The organism is Trichocoleus sp. DQ-A2 (assembly GCF_039961915.1).
GTDB lineage: Bacteria > Cyanobacteriota > Cyanobacteriia > Cyanobacteriales > FACHB-T130 > FACHB-T130.
On sequence record NZ_JAMPKD010000004.1, the window covers coordinates 267,893 to 287,067 of the forward strand.

Genomic DNA, 19,175 nt, shown 5'->3' on the forward strand with positions numbered 1-19,175 from the left:
AGGTTATCCTAGCTTGCTTTATTCTAGTTACAAAATATTACATTTATGCTAAAACAAGGTACTAAAGATAGTATTGACAAGAAAGAAATATTATTTTGCAATTCTGGAATAGAGGCGAGAGATGACCTACGAAAGAATACGAAAATCTTCTTCTTGGAATCCCGCTTCTAGCCAGAAAAACAGCCACAGCATTCAGTCGCGCCCTTTTGCAATCCAACCAAAACCTGATTCGCAGCTGCCTCCTACCCAGCAGGAAATAGAAAATCAAGCATTTGACCAGCATAAGTTTGAGGCGACCGGGCTAGAAATACAGGCGAAACTAGGCAGCATAACGCCAGAGGGACAGGAACGACTAACGGTATTACAGGCAAAGATGGATGCCTTTTGGCAGCAGAAAAGAGAAATTACGCAACGCCAAGGCATTAACTTATTGGAAATCCCCAACCTATTTGCTCCCCGCCAAATAGCGACACCCCAACCAATTCAGGCAAAACTGACGATTGGAGAACCAGGGGATCGGTACGAACAAGAGGCAGATCGAGTAGCGGCTCAAGTCGTGAGTCAGATTAATAACGCACCTGCGCCTAAACAGTCAGCTTCGGGTGAAACTGTCCAGCGAGACGAAATGCCCCAACTGGATGAGGAGGAAAAACTCCAGCAGAAACCAGAAGGCAGCATCCAGCGGCAAGATACGCCCCAACTCGATGAAGAAGACGAACTCCAGATGAAGCCAATAGTGCAGTGTCAGTCTGGAGCGGATGGAATGGCTGCAACAGCGGATCTGGAAACATCCATCCAACAAGCCAAAGGTAGCGGACAACCGCTCTCAGAAAGCATCCGAGAACCAATGGAAAAGGCTTTTGGCGCAGACTTCAGTAGTGTCAAAATTCATACTGATGCCCAATCTCACCAGCTAAATCAATCAATTCAAGCCAAAGCTTTCACTACGGGTCAAGATATCTTTTTTCGCCAGGGGGAATACAATCCAGGGAGCCGCGGGGGACAAGAATTGTTGGCGCACGAGTTAACTCATGTGGTGCAGCAGAATGGGGGTCAGGTACAGCGGCAAATACAGAAATCATCTGAATTGTCCCCTGGCTCTCAAATCATGAGATTGAATGATACGCAGACTGGGGAACTGCCACTCATTCAAGCAAAAGAAATTATGGGAGTGAAAGCGTTTCAAGCAGCAACTTCGGTTTCCTTCTCCCGTCGTCCATCCGAACTAAAAAAAGTTGATGAAGCACTGAAGAAAGTACAACAGGCAGGTACAGATAGCATTCTGCTGGTTGAGTTATTAGAGGCAATCGATCGCTGTCTAGATAAATTCTCAGATCTGCATCCTAGAAGATCGGGCGTTATTAGCTTGCGCGACCAAGTTATAGAACAGCAGACAGAAATTAGCCTGAAACTTCAAGATAATGACCAGCAGGCTCCAGCGGAAGGAAGAAGCCGAAGTGGAGCTTTTTCTGCTGAGAAACAAAGTGTTGGCAAAGGCAGCAATTTTAGTGATTTTGACAGCAAGCAATATCGAGTGTCAGGGCGATCGCCAAATCGGATAATTGAGGAGGTTAAGCGCACGCAATTAGGAAATGGGAAAGTCGTTTATTTCGCAATGGGTTTGGTGACTGGTTTTAACGGCAAAGCACCTCGCGTAGCACCCTATCCACAACCCGTCTCTCTAGGAGATTGGTACCCCTCTGTAACTCATATCAATGGTATGCAAGTAGCGCCAAAATCGGGACTTTTAAGCGCCGCAGCATTGCAAGAATCAGTCAACGAAGCGCTAGATGCTCAAGACGATGCCGCATTAGGACAGAATGCCATAGATGTTCTTTACACCTATAGCGCTCAACGGGGTGGTGTGGTAGCCGATCTGATTGACTGCCTCAAAGGAAAAGTCCAAGTTGACGACGAAGCAACAGAGAAGCAGGAAGAAATCATGCTAGATGCGGTGCGCCGCAAAACACGGGTTACTGTTTCTGCTCACAGCCGAGGAACGATTAAAACTGACAATGCAGTTAGAAATGTACACGAAGTTTTGAAACAAGAATATCTATTATTAGCAAGACAAGACCCCGCAGTTCTCAAAATCTATCAAGATTTTGCTCTGTTCTATCAAGAAAATGATATGGGACTAGGTATAGACCCAGAAATATTAGCGGCGGCGGCGCGAGAGGAAGCAGCTAAGAGGATGGCTAGCGATCGCGCTAAGGAGGATATGAATACTTATATCCAATTAATTTTTGCCGGAAATGCTGTACAGCATCCGTCTTCAATATTAAAAACTGACCTATATGTGGGTGGGTTTGACCCAGTTAGTTTTGCCGTCGGGACTTATAGCCACATTGGTAGTAAGATAGACTCTGCTATTGGTACGGGTGGACACGCTAAATCAACAGTTCATAGCGTGGGTAAAACTAAGGGACATGGTTTTGTCGGGAATTATGTTCCCGATGTTAGCGATAAAATTGCTGAAGACTTAAGCGGACGGGAAGATATCCAAGACAAGCGAGCTAACCAAGTTTTATCTAATATTGATCCCGAAAGGTTAGCAGAATTAGAGCAAATGGGTAACAACTCTAGAAGACGTAGGGGTAGGTAGGTTCGATCGATTAGCGATCGCGTTTCTACTTAATGATTTGAATTTGCTTTTTCTGCTGTAAATAGTAGGGAAAACTATATTTTATTCAGGTCAAAATTTTGCTGAAAGACGATGTAAATGCTGGTTTAGCAGCAATAAGTAAACCAGATAATTCATCTAAATTAATTTTAGATGAATCGGGTGGCTGCACTATTTCGCTCCCCTTGCCTCCTTCAATCGTTAAGTTGTCGGGAGGACAGTTGCAGATAGAAATAAGAATGGCAAAAACGGGTGAATATTTTACTTTATTATCACCTTTAGCAGCGATTCAGGGTCAACTAAGCCGAGAATTTTTAGACGCTTTGTTGCACAGGCAATTTTATGCCGAACAAGTTTCTAGCCTGAGTTTTGCGAGCGCAGTTGTCGGCGATAGCGATCTGCTGGTGGCAGTTCATCATTGGATGCTGGATGCGATCGCACCAGAGGAATTTAAGCGTTTATTTCAAAAATTTATCTCAGCAGTTTTATCTGCTATTCCAGAAATTAATAATATAGCTCGTTCTGAAAGATCGCTAGCACCGATTCATTCAGAGGAAAATTCTTAAATTATTGGCAGAGTTTTCGGGAATTTTGCTGTTAAATTATCTAAAATTAGAAAAAATAATCTACTTTTTCTGTAGGAAGATAGCGATCGCCTTAGAAATTGAAGATGATAGGGATGCGATCGCATCTCCATTTCAAATCACGAGGAACTACCAATCTGAATATTTCGCACTCGCACGGGTACGCAGGCGTGAGTCATTTGGGCAATTTGGATCGGTTCGCCTTTGCCGCAGTTGTTGGCACCGCACTGCATCCATTCTGAAGCTGGGCCAATGGCGTCAATACTATTCCAAAAATCAGTCGTCATGGAATGGTAGGTGACATTTTTGAGCATTCCTACCACTTTGCCTTTCTCGACTTTCCAGAAGGCATCGCCGCCGAATTGGAAATTGCGACGCTGTTGATCGATGGAGAAACTGCCAATTCCGTCAATTAAAATCCCGTCTTCGGTGTTAGCAATCATCTCGGCTAAAGTAGCGGTGTGGCTGCCTCCCTCTGGTCCTGGTTCTAGCCCTAAATTAGGAATGCGAACCATCGGCACGCTTGACCAACTATCAGCATAGGCGCAACCGTTACTGCTGGGGCGTCCGAGTCGATGGGCAGTTTCGCGGTCTGTTAGATAGTCTACTAAAGTACCATCCTTAACAACGTACCAATCTTGTGAGGCAACTCCTTCATCGTCGTAGCCTGCGGTACTGCGTCCTCCCGGCTGAGTGCGATCGCATTTAAAATTCACCCAAGGTGCGGCATATTGCAGTTTGCCTAATTTATCAGTTGTGGCAAAGCTGGTGCCTGCAAAGTTGGATTCGTAGCCATACACGCGATCGAGTTCTGTAGGATGTCCGACTGATTCGTGAATGGTTAAAAACAAGTTAGTCGGCTTGAGAATTAAAGTCGAACGAATCCCCGAAGGACCAACAGGCGCGTGAACTTTCTCAATCGCTTCTTCCGCAACCCGCTCGACTTGGCTAAGGATATCTGACTGATCGATATGCTCATAACCGATGTTCAAGGGTGGGCGTTCGTAGCTGCGGCTTTGAGCATCGCCATTGGCAATCGCTGTACAGCCAAATCCCGGATAGCTGCGATAAATTGTTTGGTGAATGAGAGAACCTTCTGTGGAAGCGAAGGTTTTGTCTTCGTGGCTGAAGCTGAGGTAAGAATAGGCTTTTTTGATGCCGCGATCGCCATAATTCAACAACTGCTCGTTCACATTCAGCAGCAGTTCTGCCTTTTCAGCAATTGGCACCGTAAAGGGGTCAATCTGGATCGGAGTGATGTAAGTATCCCGGTGCGCTTCAACAGGAACTAACTGCACCCGCGTTAGTTGGGAAAGGCGACTGGCTTTGGCGATGTCTACCGCTAAAGCAACAATTCTGGCAACTTCTGCCGGAGTTTTGTTATGGCTGGCAGCGAAACCCCAAGCGCCATCTAGCAGCACCCGCACCCCAAAACCAGAATTGACATTGTCTGACAAATTGCTCAAAGAGCGATCGCGTGCATAAAGATTCTGAGTTCGGTAGGAGCAAAAGCGGACATCTCCGTACTCGCACCCAGCTTTCCGAATCAGGTTGATCGCGAGTTCGCTCAATTCAGTCGTATAGCCTGGGGTTTTAACCTCAGAAATGGGTGCAGGAGCTTGTACCATAGCGATCTCCAATTAAAAACTAAAAATGTAAAATTAAATGCAAAAAGACTCTTTTTTAATTTTACATTTCTAATTCATTCTAATCCCGCCATAAAGCAATTCCACCCAATAAACCTGTCACATTGGGCACGATTTTCGTGTTTGACGGTAACTCAAACGCGATTTTTTTCGCTTCGCCGCCGCCGATATAAAGAGAATCGTAATTAAACAAATGTTGAAGAGATGCGAGCGCTTTTTCTAGACGATTATTCCATTTTTCCTTACCGACTTTATCCAAAGCAGCACGCCCCATCTGCTCTTCGTAGGTTTCCCCTTTGCGAAACGGATGATGACCCAGTTCCAGATTGGGTACCAGTTTCCCGTCTACAAACAAGGCGGAACCAAAGCCGGTGCCAAGGGTAATGACCAACTCAACACCCTTGCCGGAAATTGCCCCCATTCCCTGAATATCGGCATCATTTGCCACCCGCACCGGCTTGCCCAAGCGATCGCTCAGCACGGTTGCCAGATCGAATCCAATCCACTCTGGAGTTAGATTAACCGCCGTTTTCGTCACCCCGTCGCGCACAACACCTGGAAAACCTACTGATACGCGGTCAAATTCACCGGCTCCAGCAGCAAGACTTGCGATCGCATCAATCACAGGCTCCGGTTTGGCTGGAGCTGGAGTCTCTACTCGACTACGTTCGGTCTGTGGCTCTCCAGCTTCGTCTAAGACTATCACCTTGATGCCACTGCCGCCAATGTCAACCGCTAGGGTACGCATACATCTATTCTCTCTATTTGATAATGAATTGATTGCGAATTTTAGATTGACAATTTACGACTCGTGCAAATGTTAAAACTAACCTTTTTACACCGCTAGATTGTAATCCAAAATCCAAAATTCTCTTACGCCTGTGAAGTTGGAGTCGAGGCAGCTACGGAATCGGTTCCAGTTGGAAAGAAAAATTTATTTGTCACCCACTTTGTCAAAATATGAGACAACAGTCCCATTGGCCCTGCAAATAAGCACAACACCAGCGAGTGGATTGTCCAGACACCAGTACGCTGTCCTTCCCAGTAGATATAGCGACCGACGAATAAATCCATTACCAGAAAATGAACCCACCCAATCGCAGCAGCTTTCTCGTCTGCAAAGAATTGAGCAATATCAGCTAGCTGAGGATTGGACATTGCTTGAGCAGATTCCGGTGTAATGGATGTAAAAAACCAATACACATATAAACCTGCTAAAGCTACAAAGGGGAGATAAGATTCCATCACCCGCTTCGTCACGCCCCAGTTGGGTAGGAAAATCATTAGCGCCCAGAAAGGCAGAACAAACAGATTCGCGCCGTTGAATAGTTGAGCAATTGTCATAGATATGAAGAATTAACCTGACTATCGTCATCGTAAGCGACTGTTAAGCAGATTGCCGGTTAGAATCGGTGCCCAGAAACCTACCAATCGTCGCAGGAGCTTTCTGAATGAAGGTCAAAATGATTTTACCGGCTTTGACTGAAGCCCTCAGCCCCCACTGGCGACCGATTAAATATTCGCTGTTTCCGCCACTGGGATTAGCGACGATTGCCAGTTTTTTCAGCGAAGATGATGAAATTATCCTGCAAGACGAACACGTTGAGCGACTGGATTTAGATGATGAGCCAGATTTGGTAGTGATTCAGGTTTATATCACCTCAGCTTACCGAGCTTACGAACTAGCCGACCATTACCGTAAAAAGGGTGCATACATTTGTCTGGGTGGATTGCACGTTACCTCCCTTCCAGAAGAAGCTGCGACTCATGCGGATACAATTTTCCTAGGTCCTGGTGAAGATACCTGGCCTGAATTTCTCCAGGATTTCCGGGCAGGTCATCCTGGTAAAGTGTATCAGTCGAAGCTGCGATCGCTCCTCGGCGTTCCTCCCATTCGCCGCGATTTAATTAAGCGCCATCTGTACTTAATTCCGAACTCCATTGTCGTTTCGCGGGGTTGTCCTCACACCTGCGATTTTTGCTACAAAGAAGCTTTCTTTAAAGGCGGCAAATCTTTCTACACGCAACCTGTAGACGATGCACTGGCTGAGATTGAGCGGCTACCAGGGCATCATCTTTATTTTCTCGACGATCATCTGTTTGGCAACGCTGAATTCGCCGCCGCGTTGTTTGAGGGGATGAAGGGGATGGGGCGCGTGTGGCAAGCAGCCGCAACGGTACAATCTATCTTGCAGCCGGGATTGTTGGAAAAAGCAGTTGAATGTGGCTTACGCAGCTTGTTTGTTGGCTTTGAAACCCTTAACCCGACGAATCTCAAAGAACAGCATAAATATCAAAATCTCAATCGAGATTACAGCGCTGCGATTCGCCGTTTGCGGGATTTGGGCGTGATGGTGAATGCTAGCTTCGTTTTTGGCATGGATGACGATGATGAAACCGTGTTTGCGCGCACGGTAGAATGGGCGGTGCAACAGGGATTGGAAACTGCCACGTTTCACATTTTGACGCCTTATCCCGATACTGCTTTGTACAAACGCATGGCAGCGCAGGGACGAATTACTCATTCCAACTGGGATTTATACGATACTCGTCATGTTGTCTACAAGCCAACTAAGATGACACCGGAGGTGCTAGAGGCAGGCTACTGGCAAGCGTATCGAGATTTTTATCGTTGGAGTAATATTTTCCAAGGTGCTTGGGCTAAGGATCGTTGGTCTGACCGGATGCGGCATTTGGTCTATGCTGGGGCGTGGAAGAAGTTGGAGCCAGTTTGGGACGGGATCATTCGGGCGAAAAAGGTCACTCAATGCCTGCCAACTTTGGAAAGTGTTTTAACCAGTTTTGGCGCTCATCCATCCCCGCAACCCCGAGAAAAGTTACCTCTTAAGGAGGAGGCAGCTGTTCTACAAGAGCAGATGCCAGTTTTATAAAAGTCTCTATAATCTTCCAGAGCGGGTTTTCCCTGACCTACAGATGGGAAACAAGAGAATAGTGGTACAGGTTGCGCGGTAGGCTGGTATTTAGGGAATTGCCCGCTGGAGGGATCGACCGAGATGGAGTTCAAACTAACAAATGCCTTTAAGTTTTATCAGAATTTAGAGCATCAAAATCATGCGATTGATGAGCTTGAGCAATGGTTCAAAGATAATCACCCAGAGCAGTTAGAGAAGTTTCACCAAGCTTTATTAAATGGCCCTAGCCCCGATCTTGCCCCGGAAGCGATGGAGAAACTGACACTCAAAAGTAGTCAACCGTTGGCTTTGGCAACCTATTCGTCTTCGTCAGAAATTCATCTGAACGATCCGATCATTGCGGGTGGTGACTTGACGTGGGCAGACGCGATTCCTAATGGCGATCGCCATCTCCCCGAAAATCTAGAAGTCGTGGAGAATATTATCGCTCTTGCCAAGCAGCTACAAGTTGCCAGAGACCAGATTGGTAAGCCTTTCCTGATCACCAGTTGGTATCATCACAAACCCTTTGGGGCTAAGGTTCATGGCGCGTCCAAAAATCAACCGATGACGGGCGGTGCTGTTGATTTCAGGGTGGAGGGCTACACCGGGCGACAGCTCGCAAAGATGCTGGATTGGTGGGAAGGCGGTTTAGCGACCTATATGTATGTGCCCTATATGCTGCATCTGGACATGGGTTCCCAGCGACGCTGGCAAGCACAATATCCAGGCTAGGGAACAATTAAAGATTAAAAAGCCTCAATTTTTAATTCTTAGTTTACGCGGTGTGCAACCTTTTCTTAACCTCCCTTGGCAAGAGAGGCAGAAATACAGAAAGTCGCACGCCGTGTTAGTTTCTTACCGAACGCCGGGAAAGTTATTGACAAACTGAATCTGGATATCGGGAAAATTCTCGACAATTTGCACCTTGAGATCGGGAAAAGACTCAACAAATTGCCACTGACCGCACCGTTGGGGAAAAGCGGTGACAGGTTCGACGATTAAATCCGGAGAGGATGAGACAATCTTTACCTTGATATCTGGCAAGCTTTCAACAATTTTTATTTTGCCGTAAAGTGGCTTGCCATTGTAGGTGCAAGTGGCTTTGTTAATGACACTTTGAGCAGAAGCGATCGCTCCTAGCGGCAGCGTCACCAGTAGGCTAGTGCCAAATACAACCCAGTTCAACCAACGTTTCATCATCAAGATACCTGGAACAAGTTTAAATCTGCTCAATCTCAATCTATAAATTTAGGATTTGTGACTTTTATATTCTGCTTATTCAGTTAATGTATCCAGTTCCTCTTTGACAACCCGTAGAATTCGATCGAGATAGGCTTGTCGCCACTGTTCTCTCTCTTGTTCTACCTGCTCACTTGGCTGGTAATTCTCAATTTCTTCAATCGAAATCAGACCTTTTGTTTGAGCCAACCGTTCAACTGTATCGAGACGTTCGTGTAGAACAGAGACTTCCCCAGTTAGCGCCAAAACCATTGCCAGTAACTTGTCGCTTTCGGGATTTTCAAAATAAATAGGTTTTTTTCCCTTAGCTTTTTTTGCCATTACTACAAATTCTCTTGAATAACTTTATTTGTATTTCGTCGTTTTTGACAAATGGGTAAAAAATGCTGGAAATAGACTTTTTATAGAAGTCGGGGAAAGGTTAAAGTAACTATTTTCTCCTTCTTTTTTACCCAATCAAATCAACCAGTCGATGATTTTTACCAGAAGTCTCATGACGAGTTTTTAGTCAGTCGTTACTCACTAATCACTGATGGCCGATCGCTAATGACTGGTGACTTATTTACTGGCAACCAAGAGAAACCAATTGCCCCGACTGCCAAAACCGCCTCCTTGGGATGTGCCTTTCCAGCCACCTGTAGCAGCAACAGTTGGGGTAATTTTATCTGCTTCAAAACCAGCTTGGCTAGTCAGCGCTACCAAGTCTAGATCGCGCATGGCACTCCACCAAGGTTCGTTGTTATTTTGCGTTTCCCAATCAAACATGAAGGCGCTGTAGGGGTCCATGTTTTGATAAAGGGGAGCTTCCACATGAACCATTAGTCCACCGGGTGCTAGCAGTCGGTGGCATTCACGCAGAATATTCGCGATCGCTGGTGGCGATGCTTCGTGCAACAAAATATGGGAGACGATCAGATCGAACGACTCATCGGGGAAATCTGTAGACTCACCATTCTGCTGCGAGAAGTGTACTCGCTTACCCAAAGCCTCCGCTCTTGCATGAGCGTACCGCAGCATCGGTGCCGCTACATCAATCGCATAAACTTCAGCTTCTGGGTAAGCATCCACATAAGGAAGCGTGCTGTGACCGACGGAACATCCGATGTCGAGAATTTTTCGAGGACGGAAGTTGGGATGCTGCGGCTGTAAGTAATTGCGAACCACAGACTGCCCTAAGTCGTCATTCATTGGCCCTAGACGACCCATTACATAAACGTAAACACCGCGATCGTAGACAGCCCCTGCTGCGATGTCGTTTTCGGTATATTCGCTGTGGTATCCACCCGGCATACAGTGAATATCGACTGCGGTGTGATAGGCGGGTATTTTTAAATCTGCATTTAAGGTTAAAGAACCCAAAGGGCTATCCTTGTCCTGCGCCTGCTCAATCAAATCGGCAAGCTGCCGATCGACGCTAGTATTGACTGAATCCCACATCATTTCTTGAGTGGTACGCCGCAATGCACCCCACATTCGGTAATAGGGTTCGTGCTGCATCAGACGGCGAACTTCATGCCGATCTTGAGGCGATCGCTGATGCTCCTGCTCAAACTGCGGTTTAAGCCGCTTCTCGTAAATTGCTTTATTTCCTGGGGTAATCTGACTGGTCAGGTAGCCTTTTAAGCTATTGACAAAGTTTTGGCGTGCTAACTCGTCATGGGTAGCTTGAGGTAACATCCGGTGTTGGAATTGTTTATCCATATCCTATTTCCTAACCCCTTATTATTCACTCTAACAAGTTATCATTCGCTTTCAGGGTTTTGGTGTGGGTAAACCCTCGCATTCACATCACGTTACTCTTCCCGAAGCGATCGCTAACCAACATAAATGCGAGAGCGATCGCGCCTAGGACAAAATCTAGAAGCGATCGCTCTTTCCTCAGTTAAGGACTCAGTTAAGGACAGAATCGCTTACTTGAGGTGACTGGCTGTTTTTTGCCTTCTTCTATCTAGCACTGAGGTAAGCTTCTAGCTTCTCAGAACCCCCAATCAACTTGCCATCAATAAATACTTGGGGAACCGTTGTTCCGCCTGTGACAGCCCGTAAAGAACGAGTAGTAATTTCTTTGCCTAAGACAATTTCTTCGTAATCCAACCCATGCTCCTTCAGCATCACCTTTGCACGAGAGCAGAAAGGACAACCTACTTTTGTGAACAGGGAAACGATCTGAGGCTTTGCTGCCTCAGGATTGATATAGTTGAGCATTGTCTGGGCATCAGACACCTCAAAGGGGTCTCCCTCCACAACTGGCTCAATAAACATCTTTTCAATCGTGCCATCCTTCACCAGCATGGAATAACGCCACGACCGCTTCCCAAACCCTAACTCAGCTTTATCAACCAGCATTCCCATGCCTTCGGTGAATTCACCATTCCCATCGGGAAGCAGAGTTAGATTCTCTGCTTCTTGGGATTTAGCCCATTCATTCATCACAAAGGCATCATTGACGGAAATACAGAGAATGTCATCAACGCCATTTTCATGAAAGACTCTAGCCAACTCGTTGTAGCCAGGGAGATGGGTTGATGAACACGTCGGAGTAAAAGCACCCGGTAGAGAGAAAACAACCACTGTCTTCCCAGCAAATAAGTCGTTAGTCGTCACATTCACCCACTCGTTGTCACGGCGAGTGCGGAAGGTGACGTTGGGAACTTTTTGTCCTTCTCGATTAGGAAACATGAATTTCACTCCTTGACTACAAGCGATCTGAATGATGAACTTCTATTAAGCGTACTCATTATGACTACATTTTGTCAAGGCAAAGACTTTTTTAACTCGCTTTCACGGCTAGAGAAAAATTGGATAAAACTGGGAAACCTGGCTCTGAAGCGTGGGGCTACATAAACGAAGCCTGCTCCCGGCAGGCTAAAATTCTTCAGGCTGCTCCCGGCAACCTTTGGACGCGCCAGCCCCGCCCTGAAGGGTGTGGGCGCATACATTGGGTGGGATGCTCCCATGATTTTCTAGTCGTCTTATCGTCTTCTTGAAACTCAGAAAAAATGCAGGCAACGGTCGAACAGCTTTCTCGGATTTTGGTTTTTGTAGATTTAACTTTGCCAGAATTAGAGCGTTTACAACCCCACACGCAGGTGCAGCACTACAGCCAAACAGAGATTGTCATGCAGGAAGGCGATCGCCTTCCTGCAAAGCTATATGCTCTCCTGAGCGGTTCCTTACAAGTCGTTAAAACGGCAATAACCGGCAAGGAAACGATTCTCCGTACTTTGCCACCAGGAGAAATCTTTGCGGCTCCCGCCTTATTGGGTGATGGAATTGCTCCAGCAACCGTCACTGCTGAGTGTGATTCTCAGATTCTGACGGTAAAAAGAGATGCGCTGCTAGAAGCGATTCAGCAAACCCCGGAAATTGCCTTACGAATGCTGATGGTTTTCAATTCTAGGCTGCAACAACTCCATGAAACGGTGCATGGATTGGTTTCTGAGCGGGCAATTGTGCGCTTAGCTAGATTGATTCAGTATTCTGCAACTCGATATGGTACCTCTCCAGCGGCGGAAGGTCAGTGTTTGAAGGAGAAGCTTTCTTATTATCAAATGGCTCGCAGTATTGGTATTACCTATGAGGAGTGCGTGCGACTATTTAAAAGTTTGAAGCCGGTTATGGCTTACAGTCGGGGTGGAAAAATTACGGTGCTTGATGCACAGAAATTGGAGGCGATCGCTTCTGGCACCGTTAATTGGTAAGGAATACGCCGGGTGTAAGGTTTGTCTCGGCTGAAGTTGGTCGCTACTTTGCGATCGCCCAACCAAGAGAGTCATGAAACCTTTTCTTCTTTACCAAACAAGCGCTTTTAGAAGCTAGCTAGCAACACTCCCAACACCATTCCCCTCAGCTTGAGCTTTGAACTTTCTTTTCACTTCGTAGAATCGACAGGCGACAGATCCCAGCGAGTAAAGCAATGCGGCGTTATTCGACGCTCCAACGACAGCACCGATTACAGGCAAGAGTTCGATAAAGCCTAGTCCAACTTTCAGGACTCCAGAACCGCCAACAGACAAACCGAAAATGGCTAGGACTTCGCCTCGTCGAGTTGGATCTTCTAACGAAAAACCGTATGCAGCCGCAATGCGGTAGATCATCTCTGCTTGAAGCGCTGTAACCGCTGCCACATCGACTGCAAACAGAGTGAGCGCTATCGGAGGCACGAAGTTAGTGAGTAATCCAATTCCCCCGCCTTTCAGGGAAGTGTCAACAATAATTCGGTGAGCCAACTGCTCAGAGCTTTCTAGCGGATATTCCTGTCGGAGCTTGTTTACCTCATTCTGAGCTTTTTGGGCATCAACTTGACCCAATGCAGTCGTTAGCCAATTGATGCCTGGAACCTTGGCAGCAAACTTCACGACTGGATTTTCAGCGATTGGGGTGACGATTTTGCCGACGTTTTCCGTTCCCTGCTCCACGAAGCGCACAGCCGCAGATCCAACCGTTTCTCCTACGGCAGTAGTCGTGCTAGTAACGTTTTCAGCAGTAGACTGCAATGTATCAGAAGCCAATTTAGCAAACTGAATTGCTGTAGCGATCGCTTCACTCATTGGGTCTGTGCCTGAACCTTCTTTGCCTGGTACTACCATAGATTTTGGTAACTTTTAAACTTTAGACTGACACCTACTTTACAAAAAGCAAAGACTCCGTAGCCTCTATCCTCTGATAGTGATTGAATCTTCTGAAAGTCTGAAATTCAGTACTCAGTCTCATCGCTCAGTTTTTTACAGATACCAGTTTTTGGAAGTTTAGAACAATAAGCGATCGCGTTTTCTCTGCTAGATTTCGGTGCTGGAGGCGATCGCTTTGAAATAACTGCCACGCTTCAGCAACTTTAGAACAAACCCAAAGTCAGGGATTTGTCAATCGGTAAAGTAGCACCAATTCCTAGCCAGAGTGTAACTAAGGTACCCACTAAGAAAACAACTGTGGCAACTGGGCGACGGAATGGGTTTTGGAACTTGTTAACGTTTTCGATGAAAGGAATTACGATTAAGCCCAAGGGAATCGAAGCATTGAGTACAACTCCCAATAGTTTGTTAGGAACAACGCGAAATATTTGAAACGTTGGGTAGAGATACCACTCTGGCAAAATCTCTTGAGGAGTCGCAAAAGGATTTGCCGGTTCTCCTACCATCGCCGGATCGAGAACTGCCAGCCCTACACACAATGCAATGGTTCCTAAAATCACTACTGGAAAAATATAAAGCAGATCGTTAGGCCAAGCTGGTTCTCCATAGTAGTTATGCCCCATCCCTTGAGCTAGCTTTGCCCGCAGTTTTGGATCGCTCAGATCGGGTTTCTTCTTGATTCCTGTCATATCACAAACTCCACTGCTGCCATGTAAAGCGAGTTATTTGCTTATGGCTGTTCAGTTTAGCGATCGCTTGATATTGCTGTCTTGCCTATTCTTCTGAAAATGTTCTAATCTTCCAAAAATTTTAGAGAGCGTCTCTGTATGCCTTTGGCGTAGTTGCAGTATATTGACGAAAGACTCTGGTGAAGTGACTCTGACTCTTAAAACCTACTTGTTGAAGTATTTCTGCAATTGTCAACTCTTGCTTAGCTAAAAGCAATTTAGCTTTCTCAATCCGACATTTGGTCACATATTGATGCGGTGCAAGTCCGGTAGATTGTTTGAACAAGCTGGCAAAGTAATGTGGGCTCATCTGAACAGTGGCGGCAATTTCAGCCAACATCAAGTCTTGGTATAAATAGTCGTTGATGTAAGCGATCGCTTCTCTTAACTTGTGAAGCGGTAATCCGCCTGTGTAGTCTCGAACGAGCGATCGCTTGACAGAGTATCGCTGTAGCAAATGAGCCGAGAGAGCAGTTGCCATAGACTCAGCATACAGACGACTATCTACTCCACCTGATTCAAGTTCAGTTTTCAGTGATAAACCAATTTGCTGAATCAGCGGATCGTGTACTCTGAATTGCGGCACTATCTCTACTCGATCTGCATCAACTGATTCATACGCAACACGAGCAAATGTTGCTGGTTCAAGATAAAGATTAATAAACTCGGCTTTGCGATCGCATTTAGCGATTAAATCTGATTGATTGGCGGGAAAAATACCAACATCACCATCTGTATAGCGCTCACTCTGCCAGTGTCCATTTCTTTTTAGTCTTATCTCGAATTGCCCAACACAGATGGTGATAATATGCTGGGCAAAGCAACATTCAGGAAGTTCGTGAGCAGACTGTCGATGATAAGCGAAGTGAATACCTGACCACGCAGAAGTATTACTTGAGAGTACAGGTGCGTTTAGGACAAGCTGCTTCCAAACTTTTTCTTGTGTGAGATCGATATTCGGTAGTTGAGCTTCTGGCATGACTGGTATAGCTTTGCATGGCTATCCTTAGTTTATGGGGTTAACCGAATGAATGTGACACCGGGACACTTTATCCGTGAAAAGAAAAGCTTAAAGCAGTTATTAGAGTTACCTTTTTTGCGATTATTGATTCTGGTACTTACTATTTACCCTGCTATCAGAATGGACAACGATATCGTTCTTTTTCTTGCCGGTGTTGGCGTACTCGTCTTCTATCTCATCTTCTCGGCGCTGACTGAAATGGGGACTAAACTCCCCTGGAAGAAATAGCTAGTTTTGTTGTATGGTGGGCTTCTGCCCACACGTTTTGAAACATTTATAGAAAGATGCGATCGCGTCCTTCTACGCCTAAAATTATTGAAGATCCGCAATCATCCTTGGGCAGAAAGAAGGGCGCTCGCACCTGCTTCTTACGTTACTTTTCACAGTTACAGAACCATTGGAAGCAGGCGTTAGGTAAACATTCTCTCAGTTTTCCGTTTTGGGGCTGCTGAGAAAGCTTAAATTATTCAATCATGTATCGTCAAGAAGTTAGAGGCAAACTGCGGAAATCATTGCCCTACTTAGTGACTGAAATAGCATTTTTGAGAAGAGCAGCAGTCTCTTCTGGTTTTCCGGAAGAGGGAAAAACCAAAATACTCTTAATTTTGGGGTTATTAACCAATTCTTTTAAGCGATACAACTGCTTATCTGAGATAGCTACTCCCTCATACTTTTCGGCGTAATCTAGTTCTTGGTTGAAGTTAGCATCGTTATAAATTTGAATGAAAGCGCGATCGACATTCCAATTTTGCCAATCAGCCGCAAAATAACGTTTACCCCAATAAGGATTATGATGGCAAAGATCAAAACTAACCGTGGGGTTAGCTTTCTTCATATCAGCTCTCATTTGGCGCACAAAATTAGTCAAGTGGGCGGTGCGATCGACTTTTCCAGGTAATTCAGCATGATAACCAAGGTAATCATCCCACTGAACCGCATCGATGTTTGGATACTTTTTGACAAATTCTACTGATATCTTTTTGAAGAAGTTAGCCACTTCTGGGAGTTCCACATCCAGTAAGTAGTGATCGATGCCAGCATAGGTTTTATCCACCCCAGGCACAATCCATCGTTTAGAAATTGCCAAGTCGAAAATTGGGCTATTTTTATCAATTTTAATGCCCTTCTCAAAATAGGCGTGAACTTGCATTCCCTGCTTGTGCGCCTCATCAATCAGCCAATCTAACCATCGATCTTGAAATTGGTTAGGACAACTTTTATATCCGAGGGTTTGCTGCATCACCTCACTGTTATACATCGTGCAACCATTCCCCCACACTCCATGAATAATTGTATTGATTCCTTGAGACCGGTAATAACGAACTCGTTCGCGAATCGTTCTTTCGTTAGCATTATTAGTTACTTGATACCGACTTAAATAAATTCCCCTTATTTTCTTTTTCTCCCAAGGATTTTGAGGTGATGGCGAATTTTTGGGAGTTACAGGTAATGGTATAACTTGTGGTTTGGTTGTTGGTGTGCCAGTCGGAATCGCTTGCGGAAGGGGCGAATTTGTAACAGGTAATGGTATAACTTGTGGTTTGGTTGTTGGTGTGCCAGTCGGAATTGCTTGTGGAAGGGGCGATTTGACAACCGTTACACCCTGGCTAGGCGCAGGGGTCAAAATAGGAGTCGTTGGTTGTTGATTATTTTGTTGATTATTAGGCAAAAATTGGCTGATATCTAGACGCTCTAGCTGCCTAAAACCCCAATAACCAACCCCAAACAAAACAATGATTAATGAAAATGGAATACTCGCACATCCACATCCATTATTTTCTTTTTTAGGTGGCATGATAACAAGGGTGATTGTTCAACTCGGAGAGTAACTCTCTTGACTCAATTAAGGCTTGCTTGTAGTAACCGATACTCGGGAAGCGCGGAAGGGAGAATTTAGAGAGAATGGTGGTATATCAAGGTACTTCACTTCGCGATCGCGCAATTCCGCATCATTACGGCGACAAAAACCCACAACCTGTCCTAAGACAGCGTTCATCGTTGTCAGAATTAATTAAATGACACGAATTGGTTTAAAACGTCGTTAAACGACATTAATCTGTTAACGACGACAAATAATGTGTTAATTGACAAAATAAATGGAGGTTAGCGGACTCGAACCGCTGACATCCTGCTTGCAAAGCAGGCGCTCTACCAACTGAGCTAAACCCCCAAACTTGAAGTCTGAACTTCAGACACTTTTGTTATATTAGCTCATCTGCTTCCATTAGGGAAGGGGGTAGAGGAAGAAATATTTAGATGCATATCATCACAGAAGCTTACTCTGTTAGGTTAGGTGATGAACCAGCGTAAAACATTTTTACTCATTGCTGTTGAGTGAGGAAATGACCCAAGTTGTTGTAGCTTTCTATAAATTTGTCAAGTTGCCAGATTTTGCCGATAAGCAAGACCCCTTATTGTCGCACTGCAAAAGACAGGGTATTAGAGGGACAATTCTGCTGGCAGCAGAAGGTATTAACGGGACGATCGCGGGTTCTCGTGAAGCAATCGACTCAGTTTTATCATTTTTACGCTCCGATCCGCGTCTAGTTGACTTGGAGCATAAAGAGTCTTATGCCGATTCTCCGCCGTTTGACCGGATGAAGGTGCGGTTGAAGAAAGAAATTGTCACCTTGGGATTGCCGGAAATCGATCCAAGCGATCGCGTTGGCACTTATGTCAGTCCGCAAGCCTGGAATGAACTGATTTCCGATCCAGAGGTGACGATTATTGACACCCGCAACGATTATGAGGTAACGATTGGCACCTTCAAACGAGCGCAAAATCCCAAAACCGCCTCATTCCGGCAGTTTCCCACCTATGTTCGCAATAACCTCGACCCCAGCAAACATAAAAAGGTCGCTTTATTCTGCACTGGCGGGATTCGCTGCGAAAAAGCGACATCGTTTATGATGGCTCAAGGGTTCCAAGAGGTTTATCACCTCAAAGGCGGCATTCTCAAGTATTTAGAGGAAGTTCCCCCAGAAGACAGTCTCTGGCAAGGGGAATGCTTTGTCTTCGATCAACGGGTTGCTGTACGCGAGGGTTTGGAGATAGGAACGCATGAAATGTGCCCTCGTTGCGGTCATCCTATCTCCGAAGCGGATCAAACTTCGCCTGATTATCAGCAAGGGATTTGCTGTCCCTACTGTTGCGATCGCTTCACCCAGGAAAAATAGGTAGCACCGTAACAAAGGTGGCGACAAATTAATTTGGGCAGATTCTCAGGATACGCGATCGCAGTGCAAAGCTTACCTTGCAAGTGGCTGTGTTTTCCTTGTTGCGACATCAGCTTGGAGTGCTAAGTCTGTTCGCCCTATCGTGGTGGGTATAAGAGCGATATAAGCGCGATCGCTTCCATGCATTGCAGACATGGATAAATAGCGATCGCTCTTATCCTTGCACAAGAGAAGATGGGCGATTCCCTGCGGGATAGCTTTGCTTCACGGAAATTTTACTTAGGCGAATAATTTCCGTACATAATTCAATATTTTAGAAGTTTTAATGAAGTTTGATTTGCCGTCCTTGACGGTTTCACAAATAGTAGCTTTCAATATAGTTAACTCGTGTTGGATGTTACAAGGCTAGAGTGAAATTTCCCAGTATTTCAGGGGAATAAAAGAGGCGTTCGCGCCTCTTTTATTTAAGCTGCATTGTATAGGCACTGGTTATACATATTAAGTGCTTATGTAAAATAAATTACACATAATAAAAAGTAGAATAAGCTAAAACAAAAGTCAAGAAAACAAGAGACTTATGAGATTTATTAGAGATTTAAGCCGAGAAACTCA

General features: G+C 45.4%; 19 protein-coding genes and 1 tRNA gene. 8 read left to right on the top strand and 12 right to left on the bottom strand.

Going from position 1 to position 19,175, the window contains the following annotated elements; translation table 11 throughout:
* The first annotated feature begins 121 nt into the window (after window positions 1-121).
* Both NC997_RS05605 and NC997_RS05610 read left to right on the top strand, forming a co-directional pair.
* Entirely contained in the window at window positions 122-2,605 is a 2,484-nt protein-coding gene (locus NC997_RS05605; protein WP_242031417.1) for a DUF4157 domain-containing protein, read from the top strand.
* Window positions 2,606-2,703: 98 nt separating this feature from the next.
* Window positions 2,704-3,189 (top strand): type III secretion system chaperone, encoded by a 486-nt coding sequence (locus tag NC997_RS05610; RefSeq protein ID WP_190528505.1) that lies wholly within the window; start codon window positions 2,704-2,706, stop codon window positions 3,187-3,189.
* 137 nt (window positions 3,190-3,326) lie between these two features.
* On the opposite strand, the gene NC997_RS05615 is transcribed toward NC997_RS05610, so the two are convergent.
* The 3 genes from NC997_RS05615 to NC997_RS05625 all read right to left on the bottom strand — a co-directional run bounded on the left by NC997_RS05615 (window position 3,327) and on the right by NC997_RS05625 (window position 6,197).
* Window positions 3,327-4,835 (bottom strand): TldD/PmbA family protein, encoded by a 1,509-nt coding sequence (locus NC997_RS05615; RefSeq protein ID WP_190528507.1) that lies wholly within the window; start codon window positions 4,833-4,835, stop codon window positions 3,327-3,329.
* 79 nt (window positions 4,836-4,914) lie between these two features.
* Window positions 4,915-5,601, bottom strand: a complete 687-nt coding sequence (locus NC997_RS05620; protein ID WP_190528509.1) for an ROK family protein — start codon at window positions 5,599-5,601, stop codon at window positions 4,915-4,917.
* 125 nt (window positions 5,602-5,726) lie between these two features.
* Window positions 5,727-6,197, bottom strand: coding sequence for an ABA4-like family protein (locus NC997_RS05625; RefSeq protein ID WP_190528511.1), 471 nt, complete (start codon window positions 6,195-6,197; stop codon window positions 5,727-5,729).
* A 107-nt stretch (window positions 6,198-6,304) separates the two neighbouring features.
* Here NC997_RS05625 and NC997_RS05630 point away from each other — a divergent pair, with 107 nt between their 5' ends.
* Both NC997_RS05630 and NC997_RS05635 read left to right on the top strand, forming a co-directional pair.
* Entirely contained in the window at window positions 6,305-7,744 is a 1,440-nt protein-coding gene (locus NC997_RS05630; RefSeq protein WP_190412674.1) for a radical SAM protein, read from the top strand.
* Window positions 7,745-7,867: 123 nt separating this feature from the next.
* Window positions 7,868-8,500: a D-Ala-D-Ala carboxypeptidase family metallohydrolase gene (locus NC997_RS05635; RefSeq protein ID WP_190528514.1), complete on the top strand. Its 633-nt coding sequence runs from the start codon at window positions 7,868-7,870 to the stop codon at window positions 8,498-8,500.
* A 123-nt stretch (window positions 8,501-8,623) separates the two neighbouring features.
* On the opposite strand, the gene NC997_RS05640 is transcribed toward NC997_RS05635, so the two are convergent.
* The 3 genes from NC997_RS05640 to NC997_RS05650 form a co-directional block, all read right to left on the bottom strand.
* Window positions 8,624-8,968 (bottom strand): hypothetical protein, encoded by a 345-nt coding sequence (locus tag NC997_RS05640; RefSeq protein ID WP_190428074.1) that lies wholly within the window; start codon window positions 8,966-8,968, stop codon window positions 8,624-8,626.
* A 75-nt stretch (window positions 8,969-9,043) separates the two neighbouring features.
* Window positions 9,044-9,328 (bottom strand): hypothetical protein, encoded by a 285-nt coding sequence (locus tag NC997_RS05645; RefSeq protein ID WP_190412676.1) that lies wholly within the window; start codon window positions 9,326-9,328, stop codon window positions 9,044-9,046.
* Between the two features lie 237 nt (window positions 9,329-9,565).
* On the bottom strand, window positions 9,566-10,708 hold the full coding sequence (locus NC997_RS05650) for a class I SAM-dependent methyltransferase (protein WP_190528515.1): 1,143 nt from the start codon (window positions 10,706-10,708) through the stop codon (window positions 9,566-9,568).
* A 62-nt stretch (window positions 10,709-10,770) separates the two neighbouring features.
* On the opposite strand from NC997_RS05650, the gene NC997_RS05655 reads away from it, so the two are divergent.
* The gene (locus NC997_RS05655) at window positions 10,771-10,893 is read left to right on the top strand and encodes a hypothetical protein (RefSeq protein ID WP_277881820.1); all 123 of its coding nucleotides are present in this window, start codon (window positions 10,771-10,773) and stop codon (window positions 10,891-10,893) included.
* A 58-nt stretch (window positions 10,894-10,951) separates the two neighbouring features.
* On the opposite strand, the gene NC997_RS05660 is transcribed toward NC997_RS05655, so the two are convergent.
* The gene (locus NC997_RS05660) at window positions 10,952-11,686 is read right to left on the bottom strand and encodes a glutathione peroxidase (RefSeq protein WP_190528516.1); all 735 of its coding nucleotides are present in this window, start codon (window positions 11,684-11,686) and stop codon (window positions 10,952-10,954) included.
* Window positions 11,687-12,006: 320 nt separating this feature from the next.
* Here NC997_RS05660 and NC997_RS05665 point away from each other — a divergent pair, with 320 nt between their 5' ends.
* Complete coding sequence (locus NC997_RS05665) at window positions 12,007-12,708, top strand: Crp/Fnr family transcriptional regulator (protein ID WP_190528517.1); 702 nt, start codon at window positions 12,007-12,009, stop codon at window positions 12,706-12,708.
* Between the two features lie 114 nt (window positions 12,709-12,822).
* On the opposite strand, the gene NC997_RS05670 is transcribed toward NC997_RS05665, so the two are convergent.
* From NC997_RS05670 to NC997_RS05680, 3 genes are all read right to left on the bottom strand, one after another.
* Window positions 12,823-13,596: an EcsC family protein gene (locus NC997_RS05670; RefSeq protein ID WP_190528518.1), complete on the bottom strand. Its 774-nt coding sequence runs from the start codon at window positions 13,594-13,596 to the stop codon at window positions 12,823-12,825.
* 245 nt (window positions 13,597-13,841) lie between these two features.
* Entirely contained in the window at window positions 13,842-14,327 is a 486-nt protein-coding gene (petD, locus tag NC997_RS05675; RefSeq protein WP_190429071.1) for a cytochrome b6-f complex subunit IV, read from the bottom strand.
* Window positions 14,328-14,448: 121 nt separating this feature from the next.
* Window positions 14,449-15,345 (bottom strand): AraC family transcriptional regulator, encoded by an 897-nt coding sequence (locus NC997_RS05680; protein WP_190528519.1) that lies wholly within the window; start codon window positions 15,343-15,345, stop codon window positions 14,449-14,451.
* Window positions 15,346-15,393: 48 nt separating this feature from the next.
* Between NC997_RS05680 and NC997_RS05685 the strand changes: the two genes are divergently transcribed.
* Entirely contained in the window at window positions 15,394-15,615 is a 222-nt protein-coding gene (locus NC997_RS05685) for a hypothetical protein (protein WP_190412909.1), read from the top strand.
* A gap of 289 nt (window positions 15,616-15,904) precedes the next feature.
* On the opposite strand, the gene NC997_RS05690 is transcribed toward NC997_RS05685, so the two are convergent.
* Both NC997_RS05690 and NC997_RS05695 read right to left on the bottom strand, forming a co-directional pair.
* Window positions 15,905-17,182 (bottom strand): family 10 glycosylhydrolase, encoded by a 1,278-nt coding sequence (locus NC997_RS05690; protein ID WP_190528520.1) that lies wholly within the window; start codon window positions 17,180-17,182, stop codon window positions 15,905-15,907.
* A 302-nt stretch (window positions 17,183-17,484) separates the two neighbouring features.
* Window positions 17,485-17,557, bottom strand: a tRNA-Ala gene (locus tag NC997_RS05695).
* A gap of 172 nt (window positions 17,558-17,729) precedes the next feature.
* Here NC997_RS05695 and NC997_RS05700 point away from each other — a divergent pair.
* Entirely contained in the window at window positions 17,730-18,563 is an 834-nt protein-coding gene (locus tag NC997_RS05700; RefSeq protein ID WP_190428144.1) for a rhodanese-related sulfurtransferase, read from the top strand.
* The last annotated feature ends 612 nt before the right edge of the window (window positions 18,564-19,175 follow it).